This is a genomic window from Bradyrhizobium sp. USDA 4506, assembly GCF_054058795.1.
Genome location: NZ_JBSSBM010000002.1, coordinates 2,229,130 through 2,246,429 on the forward strand (window position 1 = coordinate 2,229,130; position 17,300 = coordinate 2,246,429).

Below are 17,300 nucleotides of genomic sequence, written 5' to 3' on the forward strand. Positions count from 1 at the left end.
GTAGCGGCGCTCGAGCCCGCGATGCTCGCAAAAAAGTGAGCTGGCGCGCTCGTCAGCTGTCGGTTTCGCGTCCTCCCGCTCGTCTTCCAGCCAGAATGAGCTGAACGGGAGTTCCGGAATGAGCAATTCGACCTATCGCTGGGTGATCGTCGCGGCCGGCGGCCTGCTCGGCTGTGTCGCGATCGGCGGCATGTTCTCGCTGCCGGTGTTCCTCCAGCCCATGGCGCGCGAGACCGGCTGGTCGGTGACCGGCATTTCCAGCGCGATGACGATCGGCTTTCTCGCGATGGCCTTCACCAGCATGATCTGGGGCACGCTGTCCGACCGCTTCGGGCCGCTTCCGGTGGTGCTGACCGGATCGGTCGTGCTGGCGGCAAGCCTCGCGCTGGCCAGCCAGACAACATCGCTGCTGGCCTTTCAGTTCGTGTTCGGCGCGGTGGTCGGCGCGGCAACGGCGGCGATCTTCGCGCCGATGATGGCCTGCGTCACCGGCTGGTTCGACACCCATCGAAGCCTCGCCGTTTCGCTGGTGTCGGCCGGCATGGGCATGGCGCCGATGACGATGTCGCCGCTTGCGGCCTGGCTGATCTCCCACCACGACTGGCGCACCGCGATGCTGATCGTCTCGGGCGTGGTCGGCGCGATCATGATCCCGGTCTCGTTCCTGGTGCGCCGCCCGCCGGCGCTGCAGGGCGACCACGCTGAAGCGATCTCCGAAAACGGCGAACCGCCGATGTCGCTGGCGCAGGCGCTGCGCTCGCCGCAATTCATCATCCTGATCGCGACCAATTTCTTCTGCTGCGCCACCCATTCGGGCCCGATCATCCATACCGTGAGTTACGCGGTCACCTGCGGCATTCCGATGGTTGCTGCGGTGACGATCTACAGCGTCGAAGGGCTCGCCGGGATGGGCGGCCGCATCGCCTTCGGCCTGCTCGGCGACCGCTTCGGCGCCAAGCGCGTGCTGGTGCTCGGATTGCTGGCGCAGGCGTTCGGCGCGCTCGGCTACGTCTTCGTGCGCGAGCTCGCCGCATTCTACGCGGTCGCGGCGATCTTCGGCTTCATCTATGCCGGCACCATGCCGCTGTATTCCGTGCTGATCCGCGAGAATTTTCCGCTGCGGATGATGGGTACGGTGATCGGCGGCACCGCGATGGCCGGCAGCCTCGGCATGGCGACCGGACCGCTCGCCGGTGGGCTGATCTACGACACCTTCGCGAGCTACACGTGGCTCTATGTCGGCTCCTGGGCGGTCGGCATCGGCGCGTTCCTGATCATGATGACGTTCCGCCCGATGCCGGCGGCGCGGCCCACCGCGGTGCCGGCGCCGGCATGAGGCCGGTGCGCGCGTGAAGCGATCCACTTCACGCGCGGCTGCGCTTCGGTCGCCGGATGGCACGCACCTTGTTGTTGGCGGAACCGCTGCCGCAGAAGAAGCGGTCGGCGCCGTCGGACTCGAGGCCAGAGACGAACACGCCCTGCGGCATCTCCAGCTTTTCCATGATTTCGCCGGTCTGCGGGTCGATCCGCCGCACGTCGCTTTCATCGCCTTCCCAGGTGCCGTGCCAGAGTTCGCCATCGACCCAGGAGACGCCGGTGACGAACCGGTTGCTTTCGATGGTGCGCAGAACCTTGCCGGTTTCCGGATCGATCTGAACGATGGTGCGGTCGCGATACTGGCCGACCCACAGCGAGCCCTCCGCCCAGGCGAGGCCCGAGTCGCGGCCGCCGCCGGGTGAGGGGATGGTGGATATCACGCGCCCGCTGTTCGGCTCGATCTTCAGAATGCGGTCCTCGGCGATCTGATAGAGGTGCTTGCCGTCGAAGGCGGTGCCGGCATGAGCCGCGATATCGAGGGTGCGGGTGGTGTTGCCGCTGTCGGGATCGAAGGCGACCAGGCGATCGCCGGCCGCGAACCAGACCTGCTCGCCGTCGAAGCTGACGCCGCCGACGTTCTCGACGCCGTCGAAGGGGCCGTATTCCCGGATGATCTCGGCCGTGGCCTTTTTCATGTGCGCTCCCGTCGCCTGGAGCTTCAATTCTGATTGAATCAGAATCGAGGCTCCAGAATCCTGTTTTGACGCGTTTTCTTCACGCGAACCGGTATCCGCTTCGCTCGAAAACGCTTCCAATTGTGTCCTGATGCTAGCCGTTCGGCAGCGGGGCAGGGAGTAACAACGTCGTCGTGAATCCAGGCACCGGCGGCGTCATCCAGCGCCGGGCGCGGGCACGGCCGACCGACTGCACCTTACCGGTGGCGGCCAGCGCGTCGAGCGCGCGCTGCACGGTGCGCTGGCTCGCCCCCAGTGCGACCGACAGCGCCGAGCTCGACCAGGCCTCGCCGTCGGCGAGAAAAGCCAGCACCGCGGCATGCTCCTCCTCGACCGGCAGCGCCAGCACGGTCACCTCGCGCCGGCCATGCGGCTGGAGCACAAAGCCGTCCGGTGTCGCGCTGAGATCGGCCAGCGGCCGCAGCGCCCGGCGCAGCCGTCCGATCTCGACCCGCAGCCGCGCCCGGTGTGATTCATCGGCGTGCTTGCCGCGAAACGCCCGCGCGATCAGCGTGCCGCGGGACACGTCCTGCGGCCACGCTTCGCCCAGCGCGCGGGCGAGCGCGAACAGCACCGGCCGTCGGGTCAGCGAGACCGTCGTGCCGATATCGCGCACGACATAGCGGCAGGCATCGACGACGAGCGCCTTCGACGCCATCAGCGCTTCGACCTCCTCGAGCAGCAGCGGCTGCTCGCTGCCGCGCGCAATCAGGCGCGCCGCGGGTGTGGCGAGCATGCGCGCGGTGCTCTCGACCTCGGCCGCGAGCTCGGCGATGCCGGCGCGGCGCGCGGCTTCCCTCGCGCGGGCCAGCGCTTCGCGTGCCGGCTTGGTCCGCAACCGCCGCATCGCGATTCCGGCGACGACCAGTTCATGGCCGACCCGCAGCGCCGGCGGAAACGGTGCTGGGTCGAGGCCATCAAGCATGCGCTCGGCCGCATCGAGGCTCCCGATCAGCAGCAGGCGGCGGATTTCGAGATAGCCGGCATGGGCGGCATTGAGTGCATCGCCTCGTGCTGCGAGCGTTGCGCGCGCCGCGGCGAGGCTCTTGCCGGGAAAGGAAAGGTCGCGCGACACCAGCGCGATCTCGGCCTCCGCCACCACGCAGCGCGCCCGCGCGACCGCTTCGCGCGGGCCGAAGGCGCGTCCTGCGCGCCGCAACAGCTCCTTGGCGCGGACGAAATCGCCGAGCCGGGCCATCGCGATGCCGCGCAGCGCCAGCGCCGGCGCATCGTCGCGCAGGGCCACCCGTTTCAGTGCGCCGAGGGGATCACCCGCCGCGAGCGCGCGCGCCGCAGCCGTTATCAGCGAGTCCATTCGAATCCCGACACACTTGTCACTCTCACCCTCCGAGGCTCGGTCCTAACCTAGCACATGACGACATGGATCATCTCCAGAGAGATCGAACGATGGCCGGTATTGAAACACGAGAAGATTGGGTGAGGGGGCGGCTCAGTGGACGCGGGCCCATCGTGGCGCGCTTTCTGTCGCTGGCGGCGGCGCCGACCTTCGCCGTGATGGCGCTGATTGCCGCGATGGCGCCGGCCGACATGATCTGCGGCGCGATGCAGGGACCGCTGTCATTGCAGGGTATGGTCCCGATGTACGCGCTGATGAGCGCATTTCATCTGGCGCCGTGGCTGCGCCTGTTCAGATGATCGGCTCACCCCTCCGGCAAAGTGAAGACCGCGCATGGCCGCGCAATGCCGCGCAATTCATGACTGCCGAGCGCGACCAGCGGCGTCTCGGTCTCGGCGGCGAGGGCGCCCGAAACCAGCACGGTCTGCTCCAGCGGCTTGCACAGCCCTTCGAGCCGGCTCACCAGATTGACCGCGGCACCGATCGCGGTGAAGTCGAGGCGGTCGGCGGCGCCGATATTGCCCCAGTGCACCTCGCCGAGATGCAGCGCCGCGCCGAATGGCAACGGCGGCAAGCCCTGCTTGCGTCGCTCTGCATCGAGATGGGCCATGCCGACGCGCGCCGCCGACACCGCGCGCAATGCCGCCTCGGATGCGCTGCGCGCGCTGGTCGTGACCGGAAAGATCGCAAGCAGGCCGTCGCCGATGAATTTCAGCACCTCGCCGCCGAAGGCGTGGATGGCGCCGGCGATGCGGTCGAACCAGGCATCGAGCGCCGCGATCACCTCGGCAGGCGGATGGCTTTCCGACAGCGAGGTGAAGCCGCGAAGGTCGGCAAACAGCAGTGCCGCCCGGATGGTTTCGCCGGTATTGCGCCGCAATGGCGATGCCAGCACGCGCGCCGCGCTGCGCCGGCCGAGATAGGCCTCCAGCGCCGCCGTCAGTGTCGCGCGCGCCGCGAGCGCGGCGAGCGGCGCGGCCGTGAACCGCGCCGCCTCGCGCAATTGATCCGCCTCGGCAGGTGTGAACGCGCGTGTCCCGATCCAGCCGAGGGTCGGGCCATCCGGCCGCGTTCCAATCGTGCCCTCGTGGATCGGGCCGGGCGCGAGAGTTCCGAGCCAGCGCCGGCCGGCGTCGCCGGATCCCACCATATCGGGCATCGCAAAAGGTTGTTCCGGTGCGAATCCGAGCGCTTCGATGACCTCGCCATTGTCGGCACGCCACAGCCAGGTTCGTCTTGCAATCAGGGGGTGCGGAACCTCAAGCGTCAGAGCGCCGCCGGCAAGCGGCAGGCCATCCGTGATAAGGTGGCTACCGAGGTCCGCCAACAACCGGTTGGCGCCCGCGGTCTCGGCGGCGGCGTCGACCAGCCAGCTCAACGTCGAGGACAATTGCATTACGCCATCATGGGGTTGACGCACCACTCTTGTCACGAATTATCCCTGAGCACCGACTGTCAATGGAGCATGGATCGATGACTGAAGCCTTCATCGTTCAACGCGAGATCCAGATCGCAGCCCCGGCTGCAACCGTGTTCGCCTTTCTGACCGATCCGCAGAAGATCGTGAGCTGGATGGGGCTCGAAGCCGCGACCGAGACGCATCCCGGGGGCCTCTACTTCCTCAAGGGGCTCGGCAGCGATCGCAGCCGCGCCGCGCGCGGTGCGTTCCGCGAGGTCGTGCCGGTGCATCGTCTGGCCTACAGCTTCGGCTGGGAGGGCAGCGAGGAAGTGCCGCCGGGATCGAGCCTGATCGAGATCGACCTGATGGAGCAGGACAACGGCACGCTGCTCCGCATGACCCATAGCGGCCTGCCGAACGCCGCGCAGTGCGAGAGCCACGACAAGGGTTGGGCGCATTACATGGGCCGGCTCTCCCACGCGGCCGCCGGTCGGGATCCCGGCCCCGACCACGGTCCCGCCAACCGCCATTGACGTCGCGTCATGTCGGCCATTTCGAGCCGAGGATGATCGAGCAGAAGTTCATCCTGGTATAGTTCATGTCCTTCAGCGCCAGCACGTCGGCCTTGACGTTGCCGAAGGTGGTCAGCGGCTTCCTGATGGTGCCGGCGGCGAAATGATCGATGATGTTCTCCTTGAAGTTCGCCTCGCGCGGATGGTGCGCGCAGACATGGTCGCGGTGCTCGTGCGAGAATTCGTCGTAGGCGATGCCGAGCACGTCCATCTCGACGCCGGCGGTGACCAGCGCAATGGTCGGACGCATATGCTCGGGGACGCCAGGCGTGGTGTGCAGGGCGATTGAGGTCCAGACATCCTCGATGTCACGCTCCGGAATGCCATAGCCCTTGAGAAAGTCGCGCGCGGCGTTGGCGCCGTCGACTTCGAAGCGCAGATCGGGGCTCGCGTGAGCAGCGGTGAGGCCCATGTCGTGAAACATGGCGCCGATATAGAGCAGTTCGGGATCGAATTTCAGCTTGCGGCGGTTGCCGGTCAGCGCGCCCCAGAAGAACACGCGGCGGCTGTGATTGTAGAGCAGGTCGTCCTCGGTATCGCGCACCAGCTGGGTGGCGGCGCGGGCCATCGCGCTGTCGGGTACGCGGATGCCGGCGATGATCTCGGTCATTTCAAGACGCTCCTCGATATGGCAAGACGATGCCGTGGCGTGCGAACACGCGAGCCCGGCGCTCGTCTCTGCGGTGTGTGCGGATCGCCGGATGGCGCGATCCGTGGCGTGCTTGTCGCCCGTTTGGGCCCGATCCCGCAACGATCGCGCGCCGCCGGATCGGGCCAACCAGACGTCGTTTCGCGCCAGCGGGCAGGGAGAAGGTATGGCGATTCAGAGAGTCGCGATCGCGATTCACGAAGGGGTTCAGGCGCTCGATGTCGCGGGTCCCGTCGACGTGTTCGCAGAAACGAACGGCTTTGTGCCCGCGGGGAATGGCTATGAGACGGTGCTGGTCGGCGCCGGCTGCGAACCGCTGCGCGCGTCGAACGGCATGAAGATATCGGCCGATCTCAGCTTCGCCGAGGCACAGGAGAAGTTCGATATCCTGCTGGTGGCGGGCGGGCCGGCATTGCCCGACGCCGCGCCGGATCCCGAACTGACACAGTGGCTGCGCGGGGCGCCCGCGCGCGCCGAGCTCTATGGTTCGATCTGCACCGGCGCCTTCGCGCTCGGCCATGCCGGGCTGCTCGACGGCCACAAGGTGACGACGCATTGGCAGAACGCGCAGCGGCTGGCGGCGCGCTTTCCGGCAGCCGAGGTAATCTTCGATCGCATCTACATTCGCGATGGGCATCTGATGACCTCGGCCGGCGTGACCGCGGGGATCGATCTCGGGCTCGCGCTGGTCGCCGAGCGGCACGGGCCGCAGGTTGCGGTCGCGGTGGCCAAGCGGCTGGTCGTGGTGGCGCAGCGCCAGGGCGGGCAGTCGCAGTTCAGTCCCTATCTCACCGCGCCGGTCGATGAGGATTCGCCGATTGCGCGCGCGCAGGCGCATGTCATGCAGCATGTCGGCGATCGCCACACGCTGCAGTCGCTGGCGGAAGCCGTCGGCATGAGCGTGCGCAATTTCGGCCGCGCCTTTTTGCAGGAGACCGGAATCACGCCGCATGAATTCGTCGAGCGGGCGCGGGTCGACGCCGCGCGCCGGCTGCTCGAGGGCTCAGACCGGCCGCTGAAGGCGGTTGCGTTCGACTGCGGCTTCGGTTCGGCCGACCGGATGCGGATCGTGTTCAGCGAGCGGCTCGGCGTGTCGCCGGCGCAGTACCGCGCTAGTTTTCGCAAACTGTGATGCGGTTCGTCAACCGGAGGCTGTAACGGGGATAGGATCGACGTCACCGACGCCGGATCCTGCCACACATCTTCTCCCGAAAGGCCGCCCATGGACGCGCTCACGCTCTTCATCATCCGTCATGCCGAGAAGCCGGGCGATTCCTGGCCGGGACCCGGTTTCACCGCGGATGGCGTCTCCGACACTGACTCGCTTGTGCTCCGTGGGTGGGAGCGTGCGGGCGCGTGGACCGCGTTGTTCGGCACCGATCTCACCGGCGGTGACTATGCCAAGCCCGATGCAATCTATGCCGCGACACCGGGCACCACGGCCAATCAGCCGCCGTCGAGCCGTCCGGCCGAGACGATCTCGGCGCTTGCCGCACGGCGCGGCCTGACCCCGAACGAAAGCTTTGGCAAGGGCGATGAGCCGAGGCTGGTGCCTGCGGTGCTGGCGCTGAAGGGCGTCGTGCTGCTGTGCTGGGAGCACAAGGCGATCATCTCCGATATCCTTCCGCTGATCCCGGTCAGCAAGGGCACCCCGCCGACCAAATGGGAGGGCAGCCGGTTCGACGTCGTGCTGCGCTTCGACCGCGCCAAGGGCGACGACAAGTTCGCCTTCAAGGAGCTGTTTCCGAAATTGCTGTCGGGCGATTCCGACAAGCCGCTGGGTGGCTGAATAGCGTCGCAGCTTGGCCGATCAGTCGAGCCCGAGCGCCTTGCGCGACTTCCGCGTCAACTTTTCGACGATCAGCGCATGCGCCTGGCCGAGATAGGCCTTGAGCTCAGCGTCGGGCAGGGAGTCGTTCCTCACCAGTTGCACCCATGTGGCGCGCGCCAGATATGGCGCGGGCCGCGCCAAGCCCTGCTCGATCAGCAGCTGGTAGGCCATGTTCGAGGTCTTGAACATGAAGCCGCCGGTGCTCTCGATGTAGCCGCCGGCCAGCGCGAACATCTTGCCGCCGACCTTGAACACCGACGTGCCTTCCCATTGCACCACCTTGGTGGCGGCGGGCAGGCGCAGACAATGGGCTTCGAAGGTCTTGGGGCGCATGAGTCGCAGGGCTGGAAGGCGTTCAAAGCCATAGGCCAGCCGCGCGAGGGTCGACAAGCCCCCGGGGCCGAGCCGGCCATCCTTGGCCAGCTCTGGTCGCCGCCCATTTCGGAAATCTCACGAAAATGTGGGTTGTCGCCTTTCCATCTGTAGATATATCGTAAGATATGTTTTTAGTAAGAAATGAGCAAATGAGACGATCGATGTTTCGCGACCGGGACGATGACGGCTTCCGGTTTGGGTTCTTCGCCATTGGCCGGCACGGCCGGGGCGGCCATCGCTTCGGCCGCGGCGGCCATGGCTTCTTCGGGCGGGGTGGCGGCGGTGATTTTCCGGGATCGCGGCGGCTTTCGTCGCAGGATCTGCAACTGGTCATCCTGGCGCTGCTCGGCGAGCAGCCGGCGCACGGCTACGAGTTGATCAAGAGGATCGAGGAGCGGTCGGACGGCTTCTACAGCCCGAGCCCGGGCGTGATCTATCCGGCGCTGACATTCCTCGAGGAGATCGGCAATGCCAGCGTCACCCAGGACGCGGCACGCAAACTCTACAGCATCACCGAGCAGGGCAGGGCGTATCTCGGCGAGAACCGCACGACCGCGGATACCATCCTCGAGGCGCTGTCGCGGATCGGCCGCCGCATGGAGGAGGTGCGCGAAGCCTTCGCCGGCGTGAGCGATCTCGACGGCGAGGCGTCCGACGAGGTGCACCGCGCCCGTCACGCGCTGAAGAGCGCGCTGCGCCAGAAGCGCGGCTGCGATGCCGCGGAGGCGCGGCGGATCGCAAAGATCCTCGACCGCGCGGCCGCTGAGATCCTGCAGCAATGACGCCGTCGCAGCAAAGGAGACCTTTCATGTACAACGCCGAACCGCACAGCGCGATCCGTGATGCCCGCGTCACCGCCGTCATCGAGCGCCTGCAGGCCACCCGCCGGGCGCCCGTGAGGGGCAATCCGACGCAGAGCGGCAGCCGCGACCCGCACGACTATGCCGAGCAGGGATTCTCGATCCACCCGGAGCAGGGCGAGCTGATCTATCTGTTGTGCCGCGGCCTGCGCGCCCAGCGCGTCGCCGAGTTCGCGACCTCGGTCGGAATGTCGACGCTCTATTTCGCCGCCGCGATGCGCGACAATGGCGGCGGCACCGTGATCGGGTCGGAGATCGTTCCGGCCAAGGTCGCAGCGGCGAAGCGCAATCTTGCGGAGGCCGGCCTTGCCGACTACGCCGACATCCGCGAGGGCGATGCGCGCAAGACGCTGCGCGATCTCGGTGGTCCCGTTGACTTCATCCTGATCGACGGCTGGCCGGGCGACAAGGGGCCGACGCTGGCGCGCCAGGTGGTCGAGATCGTCGCGCCGCAACTGCGCGTCGGCGGCTACGTCATGAACGACAATGCCGAGGCGGATTTCCTGGAGTTCGTGCGCGGTCCCGACAACGGCTTCGTGTCGATCACGCTGCCGCTCAAAGGTGGCACCGAGCTCTGCCTGAAGGTGGCGTAGCGGGGTTTCACCTGCTGGCGTGATTGTGAGCCACAACCACAACACGCCATGCTGGATTTTGCCTGCGCTTCTTGCTCTGCTCCAAAAAAATCAGGAGCGAAGCGCCGCATGTCCGAAGTCCCGCCCAATCATCCGCTCGATCGCCCGATCTGGAGCGCGCTGACCACGAGACAACGCGAGCTGGCGGAAGGCGGCGCCGATGCAAGGCGCTTTCCGCTCGCGATCGCACCCTTCGCCGACATGGTCGACATGTCGCCAAGGAGCTTTGCCGCGCTCGGTGCGCTACTGTCGGGACCTGACATCGCGGTGCTGTTCACGCCTGATCCTGTCCCGGTGCCGCCGCAGTTCAAGGTGCTGCTGGCCGAGACCGGCGAGCAGATGATCGGCGTGCCCGCGGACCATTCTGCGCCCGGCGTCGAGATCGTCACGCTCGGCGCTACCGATGTTCCTGCGATGATGGCGTTGACGGAGCTGACAAAGCCCGGCCCGTTTAGTGTGCGGACGCATGAGCTCGGCAGCTTTCTCGGCATCCGCATCAATGGCGAACTGGTCGCGATGACCGGCGAACGGATGAAGCCGGGGAACTACACCGAGATGACCGCCGTCTGCGTGCATCCGGAGCATCGCGGCCGTGGCTACGCGCAGGCGTTGCTGTCGGCGGTCGCCCGCCAGATCGTGGCGCGTGGCGAAATTCCATTCCTGCACGTCTTCACCAGCAACGTCTCGGCGATCGCGCTCTATCGCCGCCAGGGCATGGAGATCCGCCGCCGCCTGCACATCACGGTGTTGCAGAAACAGGGATAGGGATGCCCGGGAAAGTGGGTTGAGGGAAATCCCTCATTCCTCATCGCGGATCTCGTGCTTACCTTTGCCGGATCGCAACACGATGAGAGAGGATATCTCGATGTCCGAGCAATCCCAGGACAAGCGTCCCGTACCCGATCCGGCGGAGAACAATGCTTTCTTTCCGTCGCCTTACTCGCTTGGGCAATTCACCTCGGCCAAGTCGGATCTCTCCGGCGCTGACTATCCCAACGCCTACAGAGGCGGCCGCTGGAAAATTCTGATGATCGCCGCGGACGAGCGCTATCTGCTGTTGCAGAACGGCACGATGTTCTCGACCGGCAACCATCCCGTCGAGACCTTGTTGCCGATGTATCACCTCGACAAGGCGGGCTTCGAATTCGATATCGCGACCGTGTCGGGCAATCCGGTCAAATTCGAGCTCTGGGCGTTTCCGAAGGAGGACGACGCGGTCAAGAGCATCTACCAGAAATATCTCGCCAGGCTGAAGCAGCCGCTGAAGCTCTCCGACGTGATCGAAAAAAAACTCGGCAAGGATTCCGATTACATCGCGGTGTTCATTCCCGGCGGCCATGGTGCGCTGATCGGCTTGCCCGAAAGCACCGACGTGAAGGCCGCCCTGAAATGGGCTCTCGACAACGACAAGCACATCATCTCGCTTTGCCATGGCCCGGCGGCGCTGCTGGCGTCCGCGGTCGGCGAAGCCAAGGGCGACTATCCCTTCAAGGGCTACAAGATCTGCGCATTTCCCGACGCCATCGATCGGACCACGCCCGATATCGGCTACATGCCGGGCGCGCTGACCTGGGCGTTCGGCGAACAGTTGCAGGCGCTCGGGGTTGAGATCCTGAACAAGGACATCACCGGCAAGACCCATCAGGATCGCAAGCTGATCACCGGTGACAGCCCCTTCGCCGCCAATAATGTCGGCAAGGCAGCCGCACAGGCTCTGCTCGATACGCTCGGCGGGCGCTGAGCGGGCGGCGGCTTAACCCCCGGGCGGCGCGAATCTCGCCGCGCCGCCGGCGGCGCGCCAATGTCGCGCGCCTTGCAGGCCGACCTCGCTTGAGGGAAAATCCTCAACGCGCTCGGCCGCGCGCGACCGGCCTTCCGCACGACACGATGGCACCGCATGGACCGCTACATCGAAGCCGTGGTTGCGATCGAGGGCAGCGAGAGCTTGCCCGCGATCCAGGCGGCGGTGCGGTCCGCGAGCGTGCCGCTCGGCTACGACCGGTTCGTGATGTTCTCGGCGTCGCCGGCACGTGAGGACCTGGTTGACCGGATCTATTGGGTCGAAGGCGACTGGTTCGGCAAAGGCGTGACCGTCGATGCCGAGACCTATGTCCGGCATTGTCCGGTGACGCGCAATTTCCTCAATGTGGACCAGGCGTTTTTTTGGACCAAGGTGATGTCGGCGCGCGGCGAGAAGTATCGCGTGGTGCGCACGCCGCGCGGGCCCGGTTTCCATGGGCTGCAGGTTCCGGTGTTCGGGCGCACCGGCCTCGAAGGCGCGATGAGCTTCGCCGGAACGCGGATCGATGCGTCGCCGCGGACGCGTGCGGCGCTGACGATGATCGGCGCGGCGGCCTTCCGCGCCGCCCGCGGGCTGATGGAAGCGCACGAGCCGAACGGTGCGTCGAGCCTGTCGCCGCGGGAGCGCGAGGTGTTGCGCTGGATTTCGGCGGGACGACGCCAGGCCGACATCGCGGCATCGCTCGGCCTGTCCGAACGCACGGTCGAGAACCATTTGCGGCGTGCGCGGCTTCGGCTCGGCGTCGCCACGACAGCGCAGGCCATCCGGCTTGCGATCCGCAGCGGTGAGATCGAGGACTGAGGCGCTTGCGGTCGGCCGCCACAGGGCCGGGCGAGCGATCGCTGCGGCTCAGTGTTTCTTCGCCGTCTTCGCCCTGATCTTCGGCGCATGCGTGCCCGCAGCGATCCGCGTCAATGCATCGGCAAATGCACGTGCCGCAGGTCCCAGCGGTTCGTCGAGCCGGTGGGCGAGATAGGCCTCCATCGCAAGCGCGGCGTTGCGGCCGAGCGCGCCGGTTTCGACCCGCACCAGGCGGCGCTCCTTCAGGTCGCGCGCCACCTGCCAGAGCGGCAGCCGGCCCCAGCCGAGCCCGGCCAGGATCATGGCGTGCTTAGTGTCCTGATTGCTCACCCGGCAGATCTGCGGCGAGAGCACGCCGAAGCTGCGGCCCTCCGACAGCGGGGTCGGATCCGACAGCACGATCTGCAGATGATCGGCGAGATCCGCCACGCTCTTGCGGCCGCGGCGCGCGAGCGGATGGCCGGCGGAGGCAACGGCGACGATCTGCACCGCGCAGATCGCATCGAGCGCGAGGCGGGGATCGCGAAAATCCTCGCTGACCGTAACCGCGAGCGCGCTGCGCCGTTCGGTCAAGCCAGCGATCGGACCGCCCATCGGTTCGACCGCGAGCCGCACGCTGACGGACGGATAGGCCGCCCGCATTTCCGTCAGCGCCGCGCCGACGGCGGCGATCGGAAACAGCGTATCGACGACGAGCGAGAGTTCCGATTCCACCCCGTCGCCCAGGCCGCGTGCCCGCGCCCGCATCGCGTCGACACGGAGCAGCAGGTCGCGCGCGTTGCCCAGCAGTGCCTTGCCCTCGGCCGTCAGCGCCGGGCGATGGCTGGAGCGGTCGAACAGCGTCAGCCCGAGTTCGGCTTCGAGGTTGGCGATGGCATGGCTGACCGCGGATTGCACCCGCGCCAGTTTGGCCGCGGCGGCGCGAAAGCTGCCGCGCTCGGCGATGGCGACAAAGGTGCGGATCTGATCGAGCGTCAGGTTGTCGAGCATGATCTATGAAATCGATCAATCGGATGCAAAACATATCACTCCTGTCGATGGTCGGGAAACGCTATCTCTGTGCTCTGACCAGGGCGGAGTGGACGCATGACGATCGAGACGGCCGTGATGCAGCAGACCGAGGCGAAGCGATGGGCCACGGTCGCCATCGTGATCGGTTGCGGGATCGGCGCGGCGCTGCAGGTCGGCAAGGTTCCGATTGCCGCCTCGATGCTGCAACAGAGCCTCGGCATCGACCTTGCCGCGGTCGGAACGATCGCCGGCATCTTTGCGGTCCTCGGCCTTGTCGGCAGCGTGCCGGCGGGCGTGGTGATTGCCGCGGTTGGTGCTCGCAAGGTGCTGCTGTGCGGGCTCGCGGCCATCACGCTGGGGGCAGCCTCGGGCGCGCTCGCGCCACAGTTAGCGGTGCTATTGGCGTCGCGCCTGCTGGAAGGGCTCGGCTTCCTGCTGGTGATGGTCGCGGCTCCTGCATTGCTGGATCGTGTCGTCGATGTCAGCGCGCGCGACGTCACCATGGCGGTGTGGAGCTGCGTGATGCCGTTCGGGATCGCGCTGGCGCTGGTCGCCGGTCCGATCTTCGATGGCTGGCGCACGATCTGGTGGGCCAGTGCTGCCTTTGTCGCCCTGCTGTTCGTGCTCGCCGGCGTCATTGTGCCTGAAGTGGCATCGCGGACCGGCCCGGCGCGGAGCGGCCTGATGCAGGAAGCCACCGCGCTGGCACAGCGCCGCACGCCGGCGCTTCTGATGGTGCTGTTTGCGCTCTACAGCCTGATGTTCTTTGCGCTGTTCAGCTTCCTGCCGATCCTGCTGACCGAGCGGCTCGGCGTGTCCAGCCAAGGCGCCGGCGGGCTCAGTGCGTTGGCCGCGGCCGGCAACATCGTCGGCAATCTCGCCGCCGGTCATCTGCTTGCGCGCGGCGTCAGCCGCAACCTGCTGATCGCCGTGGCGGCATTCGTGATGGGCGCGTCCGCGCTTGGAATCTTCCTGCCGGTGCTCGGCGGCTGGGGCGCATTCTGGCTGTGCCTTTTGTTCTCCGCGATCGGCGGCCTGATCCCGGCGACGTTGCTGGCAACCGCACCCGCGGCGGCGCGATCGGCGGCGATGGTGCCTGTCATGATGGGCCTGTTGATGACGGGCAGCAATTTCGGCCAGGTCACCGGTCCGATCGCGGTCGGCGCTGTGGTCTCGGCATGGGGCTGGCGCGCGGCCTGCGTCATGGTGGTGGCTGCGGCGATCCTTGCCGGTCTCGCGGCGTGGATGCTGGCGCGCGGCGATCACAACAGCGTAAGCGAGGCGAGGGACCCGGCTTGACGCCGCGCGCGCAGGGGCCGAAGGAATGAAGGTCTCTCACGCCAACGACAACAGGAACCTTCATGACACGCGTGCGCTGTATCACCGAAATGGGCATGGGCGTCGACGTCCATGGCCGCGACGCCACCAAGGCCGCCAAGCGGGCCGTCTCGGACGCCATCCGCCATTCCAGCCTCGGCTTCTTCCGCATGCTCGGCAAGACCGCCAACGACATGTTCGTCGACGTCACGATCGCCGTGCCGAATCCCGAAGATGTCGATATCGAAGCGGTCGCGAAGGAATTGCCCTATGGCACCAAGACCGTGAAGGCGATCGCGGGCGGGCTCGAGATTCCGTCCGATCTCGGCAACGACCCGATCCTGATCGCGAATGCCGCCGTCATCGTCAGCTTCGACGACGGCAAGTGACGCAAGTGCGTCAGGGCGACCGCCATGCGTGCGTTATTCGCCGCCTCTGAAATAGTCGGGCTTGCCGGTCGTCCAGGTCTCGCCCCAATGCTGGCCGCCGCCGTCGACGGTCAGCGTCTCGCCGGTGATGAACTTGCCGGAGGGCGCGGCGAGGTAGGCGGCTGCCTCCGCAATGTCCCAGGGCGTGCCCGGGCGCATCATCGGATTGGAGCGCGGGTAGGCGGCGCGCGCCGCTTCGCTGTAAACGTTCCAACCCTCGGTCTCGATCGCGCCGGGCGCGATGCAGTTGATGCGGATGTTCAGCGGCGCCCATTCGACCGCGAGTGCGCGCGACAGGCCGATCACACCGGAGCGTGCCGCGATCGAGTGCGCAATGCCGTAGAGGCCGTGCGTCGTGACCACGACGATGTTGACGATGCTGCCGGGATGCTTGCGGTCGCGCCAGCGCTGCGCCGCGGCCTGCATCATGTACCAGGTGCCGTTGAGGTTGGTGTTGATGACCGCATTCCAGCCCTTGATCGAGACGTCGATCGCGGGGTGCGGGAACTGGCCGCCGGCGCTGTTGACGAGATGATCGACACGGCCGTGCTCGGTCCACAGCGCCTCGAACATTGCATCGACCGCGTCGGGATCCTTGATGTCGGCGACATGCGCGGACGCCTTGAGCCCGCGATGGACGAGACGATCGACCAGTGCGTCGAGCCTGCCGGCATTGCGGCCTGCGACGACGACATGCGCGCCGAGCCGGGCGAACAGCCATGCGATGGCGCTGCCGATGCCGCCGGCGCCGCCGGACACCACGACCACCCGACCGGCGAGCGCATCGGGGGCGAACACGGTCGGGTGCGTTGCGAGTTCGTCGTCGGAGAGGCCGAGCATTGCGCCTGTCGTTGCGCCCGTCTGTTGATCGTTCATGGCCGGTTGCAGACCTTGCGGCTTTCACTGAGCTCCGTACATTAGCCGTCCAACAACAACCCTGCAAAAGAATGTCGACATGACCGACTTGTCTGCCTTTCCCATCACAAAACGCTGGCCCGCCCAGCATCCGGACCGCCTGCAGCTCTATTCGCTGCCGACGCCGAACGGCGTGAAGGTCTCGATCATGCTCGAGGAGATCGGGCTGCCCTACGAGGTCCACCTCGTCGACTTCAACAAGGATGACCAGAAGACGACGGAGTTCCTGTCGCTGAACCCGAACGGCAAGATTCCGGCGATCCTCGATCCCAACGGCCCCGGCGGCAAGCCGCTGCCATTGTTCGAATCCGGCGCTATCCTGCAATATCTCGCCGACAAGACCGGCAAGCTGTTGCCGGTGGACGTCGCGCGCCGCTATCAGGCCATCCAGTGGGTGCATTTCCAGATGGGCGGCATCGGACCGATGTTCGGCCAGGTCGGCTTCTTCCACAAATTCGCCGGCAAGGATTACGAGGACAAGCGGCCGCTGCAGCGCTACATCGCCGAGTCGAAGCGCCTGCTCGGCGTGATGGAGACGCATCTCGCCGGACGGCAGTGGTTCATGGACGATGAATACAGCATCGCCGACATCTCGATGCTCGGCTGGGTGCGCAATCTGATCGGCTTCTACGGTGCGCGCGAGCTCGTCGAATTCGACCAGTTCACGCAGGTCGCGGCCTGGCTGGAGCGCGGTCTCAAGCGGCCGGCGGTGGAGCGCGGATTGAATATTCCGAAGCGTCCCTAAGCAACCTACTTCAGCAGCTCATAGACGACGGGATTGTCGGCGCAGGCGGCAAAGCCGCACTCGAGCAGGGTGGAGAGCACATTCAGTGCCGTCAGCCCGACCACCAGCCATACCGCAGCTTGCGCGAACCTGCCGGGCGAGCTGCCCGGCGCCCCGCGGTGCTCGAACTGGCGGTCGAACAGCAGCATCGCCGCGAGTAGCACGATCGCGGCGATGAATCCGATCAGCGCCCACGTATAATAATGATAGCCGAGCAGCGCCGAACCGTAACCCGCGTCGCCGGGGAGGATGTGCAGCAGCACCTGCCGGATCGAGACCGTGGCGCCGACCGTGGCCGTCAGCAGCGACAACGCATAATGACTCGGCCGTGGCCCGAAGCGGATATTGAGGATCGGCCCGATCGCCAGCAGGGCGAACAGGATGCGCTGCAACAGACAGAGCGGACAGGGCAGCTCGTGGAGCAGCAGCTGCGCGGCAAAGGCGGCGGCCAGTACCAGCGCCAGCCCATAGAGCGCGACGGCATTGAGGGTGACGGCCTGCGTGTCGTTCATGGCCG

Annotated in this window: 21 protein-coding genes; 13 read left to right on the top strand and 8 right to left on the bottom strand. The window is 66.6% G+C overall.

Annotated features, from left to right (window positions below):
- Positions 1–118: 118 nt before the first annotated feature.
- A complete protein-coding gene (locus ACVIHF_RS12500; protein ID WP_253608973.1) occupies positions 119–1,336 on the top strand; it encodes an MFS transporter in 1,218 nt (405 codons plus the stop codon).
- A 28-nt stretch (positions 1,337–1,364) separates the two neighbouring features.
- On the opposite strand, the gene ACVIHF_RS12505 is transcribed toward ACVIHF_RS12500, so the two are convergent.
- Complete coding sequence (locus ACVIHF_RS12505; protein ID WP_253608972.1) at positions 1,365–2,012, bottom strand: Vgb family protein; 648 nt, start codon at positions 2,010–2,012, stop codon at positions 1,365–1,367.
- A 133-nt stretch (positions 2,013–2,145) separates the two neighbouring features.
- Positions 2,146–3,366, bottom strand: coding sequence for a helix-turn-helix domain-containing protein (locus tag ACVIHF_RS12510; RefSeq protein ID WP_456780692.1), 1,221 nt, complete (start codon positions 3,364–3,366; stop codon positions 2,146–2,148).
- Positions 3,367–3,458: 92 nt separating this feature from the next.
- On the opposite strand from ACVIHF_RS12510, the gene ACVIHF_RS12515 reads away from it, so the two are divergent.
- Positions 3,459–3,707, top strand: coding sequence for a hypothetical protein (locus ACVIHF_RS12515; protein ID WP_051002888.1), 249 nt, complete (start codon positions 3,459–3,461; stop codon positions 3,705–3,707).
- 5 nt (positions 3,708–3,712) lie between these two features.
- Here the strand turns inward: ACVIHF_RS12515 and ACVIHF_RS12520 are convergent, their stop codons facing one another.
- Positions 3,713–4,804: an adenylate/guanylate cyclase domain-containing protein gene (locus ACVIHF_RS12520; RefSeq protein ID WP_253608970.1), complete on the bottom strand. Its 1,092-nt coding sequence runs from the start codon at positions 4,802–4,804 to the stop codon at positions 3,713–3,715.
- A 77-nt stretch (positions 4,805–4,881) separates the two neighbouring features.
- Between ACVIHF_RS12520 and ACVIHF_RS12525 the strand changes: the two genes are divergently transcribed.
- Positions 4,882–5,340 carry an SRPBCC family protein gene (locus ACVIHF_RS12525; RefSeq protein WP_057019819.1) on the top strand — a complete coding sequence of 153 codons (459 nt, stop codon included), beginning with the start codon at positions 4,882–4,884 and terminating at the stop codon, positions 5,338–5,340.
- A gap of 7 nt (positions 5,341–5,347) precedes the next feature.
- On the opposite strand, the gene ACVIHF_RS12530 is transcribed toward ACVIHF_RS12525, so the two are convergent.
- Entirely contained in the window at positions 5,348–5,989 is a 642-nt protein-coding gene (locus ACVIHF_RS12530; RefSeq protein ID WP_253608969.1) for an HD domain-containing protein, read from the bottom strand.
- Between the two features lie 205 nt (positions 5,990–6,194).
- On the opposite strand from ACVIHF_RS12530, the gene ACVIHF_RS12535 reads away from it, so the two are divergent.
- On the top strand, positions 6,195–7,160 hold the full coding sequence (locus ACVIHF_RS12535) for a GlxA family transcriptional regulator (protein WP_253608968.1): 966 nt from the start codon (positions 6,195–6,197) through the stop codon (positions 7,158–7,160).
- Positions 7,161–7,250: 90 nt separating this feature from the next.
- Positions 7,251–7,817: a histidine phosphatase family protein gene (locus ACVIHF_RS12540; RefSeq protein ID WP_456780691.1), complete on the top strand. Its 567-nt coding sequence runs from the start codon at positions 7,251–7,253 to the stop codon at positions 7,815–7,817.
- A 21-nt stretch (positions 7,818–7,838) separates the two neighbouring features.
- On the opposite strand, the gene ACVIHF_RS12545 is transcribed toward ACVIHF_RS12540, so the two are convergent.
- Positions 7,839–8,192 (bottom strand): MmcQ/YjbR family DNA-binding protein, encoded by a 354-nt coding sequence (locus tag ACVIHF_RS12545; RefSeq protein WP_253608966.1) that lies wholly within the window; start codon positions 8,190–8,192, stop codon positions 7,839–7,841.
- A gap of 203 nt (positions 8,193–8,395) precedes the next feature.
- Between ACVIHF_RS12545 and ACVIHF_RS12550 the strand changes: the two genes are divergently transcribed.
- The 5 genes from ACVIHF_RS12550 (at position 8,396) to ACVIHF_RS12570 (ending at position 12,328) form a co-directional block, all read left to right on the top strand.
- Positions 8,396–9,016, top strand: a complete 621-nt coding sequence (locus ACVIHF_RS12550; protein ID WP_456780690.1) for a PadR family transcriptional regulator — start codon at positions 8,396–8,398, stop codon at positions 9,014–9,016.
- 26 nt (positions 9,017–9,042) lie between these two features.
- Positions 9,043–9,687: an O-methyltransferase gene (locus ACVIHF_RS12555; RefSeq protein WP_253608964.1), complete on the top strand. Its 645-nt coding sequence runs from the start codon at positions 9,043–9,045 to the stop codon at positions 9,685–9,687.
- Between the two features lie 108 nt (positions 9,688–9,795).
- Positions 9,796–10,491, top strand: a complete 696-nt coding sequence (locus ACVIHF_RS12560) for a GNAT family N-acetyltransferase (protein ID WP_253608963.1) — start codon at positions 9,796–9,798, stop codon at positions 10,489–10,491.
- Positions 10,492–10,591: 100 nt separating this feature from the next.
- Positions 10,592–11,467 carry a glyoxalase III HchA gene (gene hchA, locus ACVIHF_RS12565; RefSeq protein ID WP_456792156.1) on the top strand — a complete coding sequence of 292 codons (876 nt, stop codon included), beginning with the start codon at positions 10,592–10,594 and terminating at the stop codon, positions 11,465–11,467.
- 156 nt (positions 11,468–11,623) lie between these two features.
- On the top strand, positions 11,624–12,328 hold the full coding sequence (locus tag ACVIHF_RS12570) for a PA1136 family autoinducer-binding transcriptional regulator (RefSeq protein ID WP_092089840.1): 705 nt from the start codon (positions 11,624–11,626) through the stop codon (positions 12,326–12,328).
- A gap of 48 nt (positions 12,329–12,376) precedes the next feature.
- Here ACVIHF_RS12570 and ACVIHF_RS12575 read toward each other — a convergent pair whose 3' ends face one another.
- On the bottom strand, positions 12,377–13,318 hold the full coding sequence (locus ACVIHF_RS12575; protein ID WP_253608959.1) for a LysR family transcriptional regulator: 942 nt from the start codon (positions 13,316–13,318) through the stop codon (positions 12,377–12,379).
- A gap of 96 nt (positions 13,319–13,414) precedes the next feature.
- Between ACVIHF_RS12575 and ACVIHF_RS12580 the strand changes: the two genes are divergently transcribed.
- A complete protein-coding gene (locus tag ACVIHF_RS12580) occupies positions 13,415–14,638 on the top strand; it encodes an MFS transporter (protein ID WP_253608958.1) in 1,224 nt (407 codons plus the stop codon).
- 62 nt (positions 14,639–14,700) lie between these two features.
- Entirely contained in the window at positions 14,701–15,045 is a 345-nt protein-coding gene (locus ACVIHF_RS12585; RefSeq protein WP_076831854.1) for a Lin0512 family protein, read from the top strand.
- A gap of 33 nt (positions 15,046–15,078) precedes the next feature.
- Here the strand turns inward: ACVIHF_RS12585 and ACVIHF_RS12590 are convergent, their stop codons facing one another.
- Positions 15,079–15,960 carry an SDR family oxidoreductase gene (locus ACVIHF_RS12590; protein WP_253608957.1) on the bottom strand — a complete coding sequence of 294 codons (882 nt, stop codon included), beginning with the start codon at positions 15,958–15,960 and terminating at the stop codon, positions 15,079–15,081.
- A 79-nt stretch (positions 15,961–16,039) separates the two neighbouring features.
- On the opposite strand from ACVIHF_RS12590, the gene ACVIHF_RS12595 reads away from it, so the two are divergent.
- Positions 16,040–16,744: a glutathione S-transferase family protein gene (locus tag ACVIHF_RS12595; RefSeq protein ID WP_253608956.1), complete on the top strand. Its 705-nt coding sequence runs from the start codon at positions 16,040–16,042 to the stop codon at positions 16,742–16,744.
- A 5-nt stretch (positions 16,745–16,749) separates the two neighbouring features.
- On the opposite strand, the gene ACVIHF_RS12600 is transcribed toward ACVIHF_RS12595, so the two are convergent.
- A complete protein-coding gene (locus ACVIHF_RS12600) occupies positions 16,750–17,295 on the bottom strand; it encodes a disulfide bond formation protein B (protein WP_253608955.1) in 546 nt (181 codons plus the stop codon).
- Positions 17,296–17,300 lie beyond the last annotated feature (5 nt).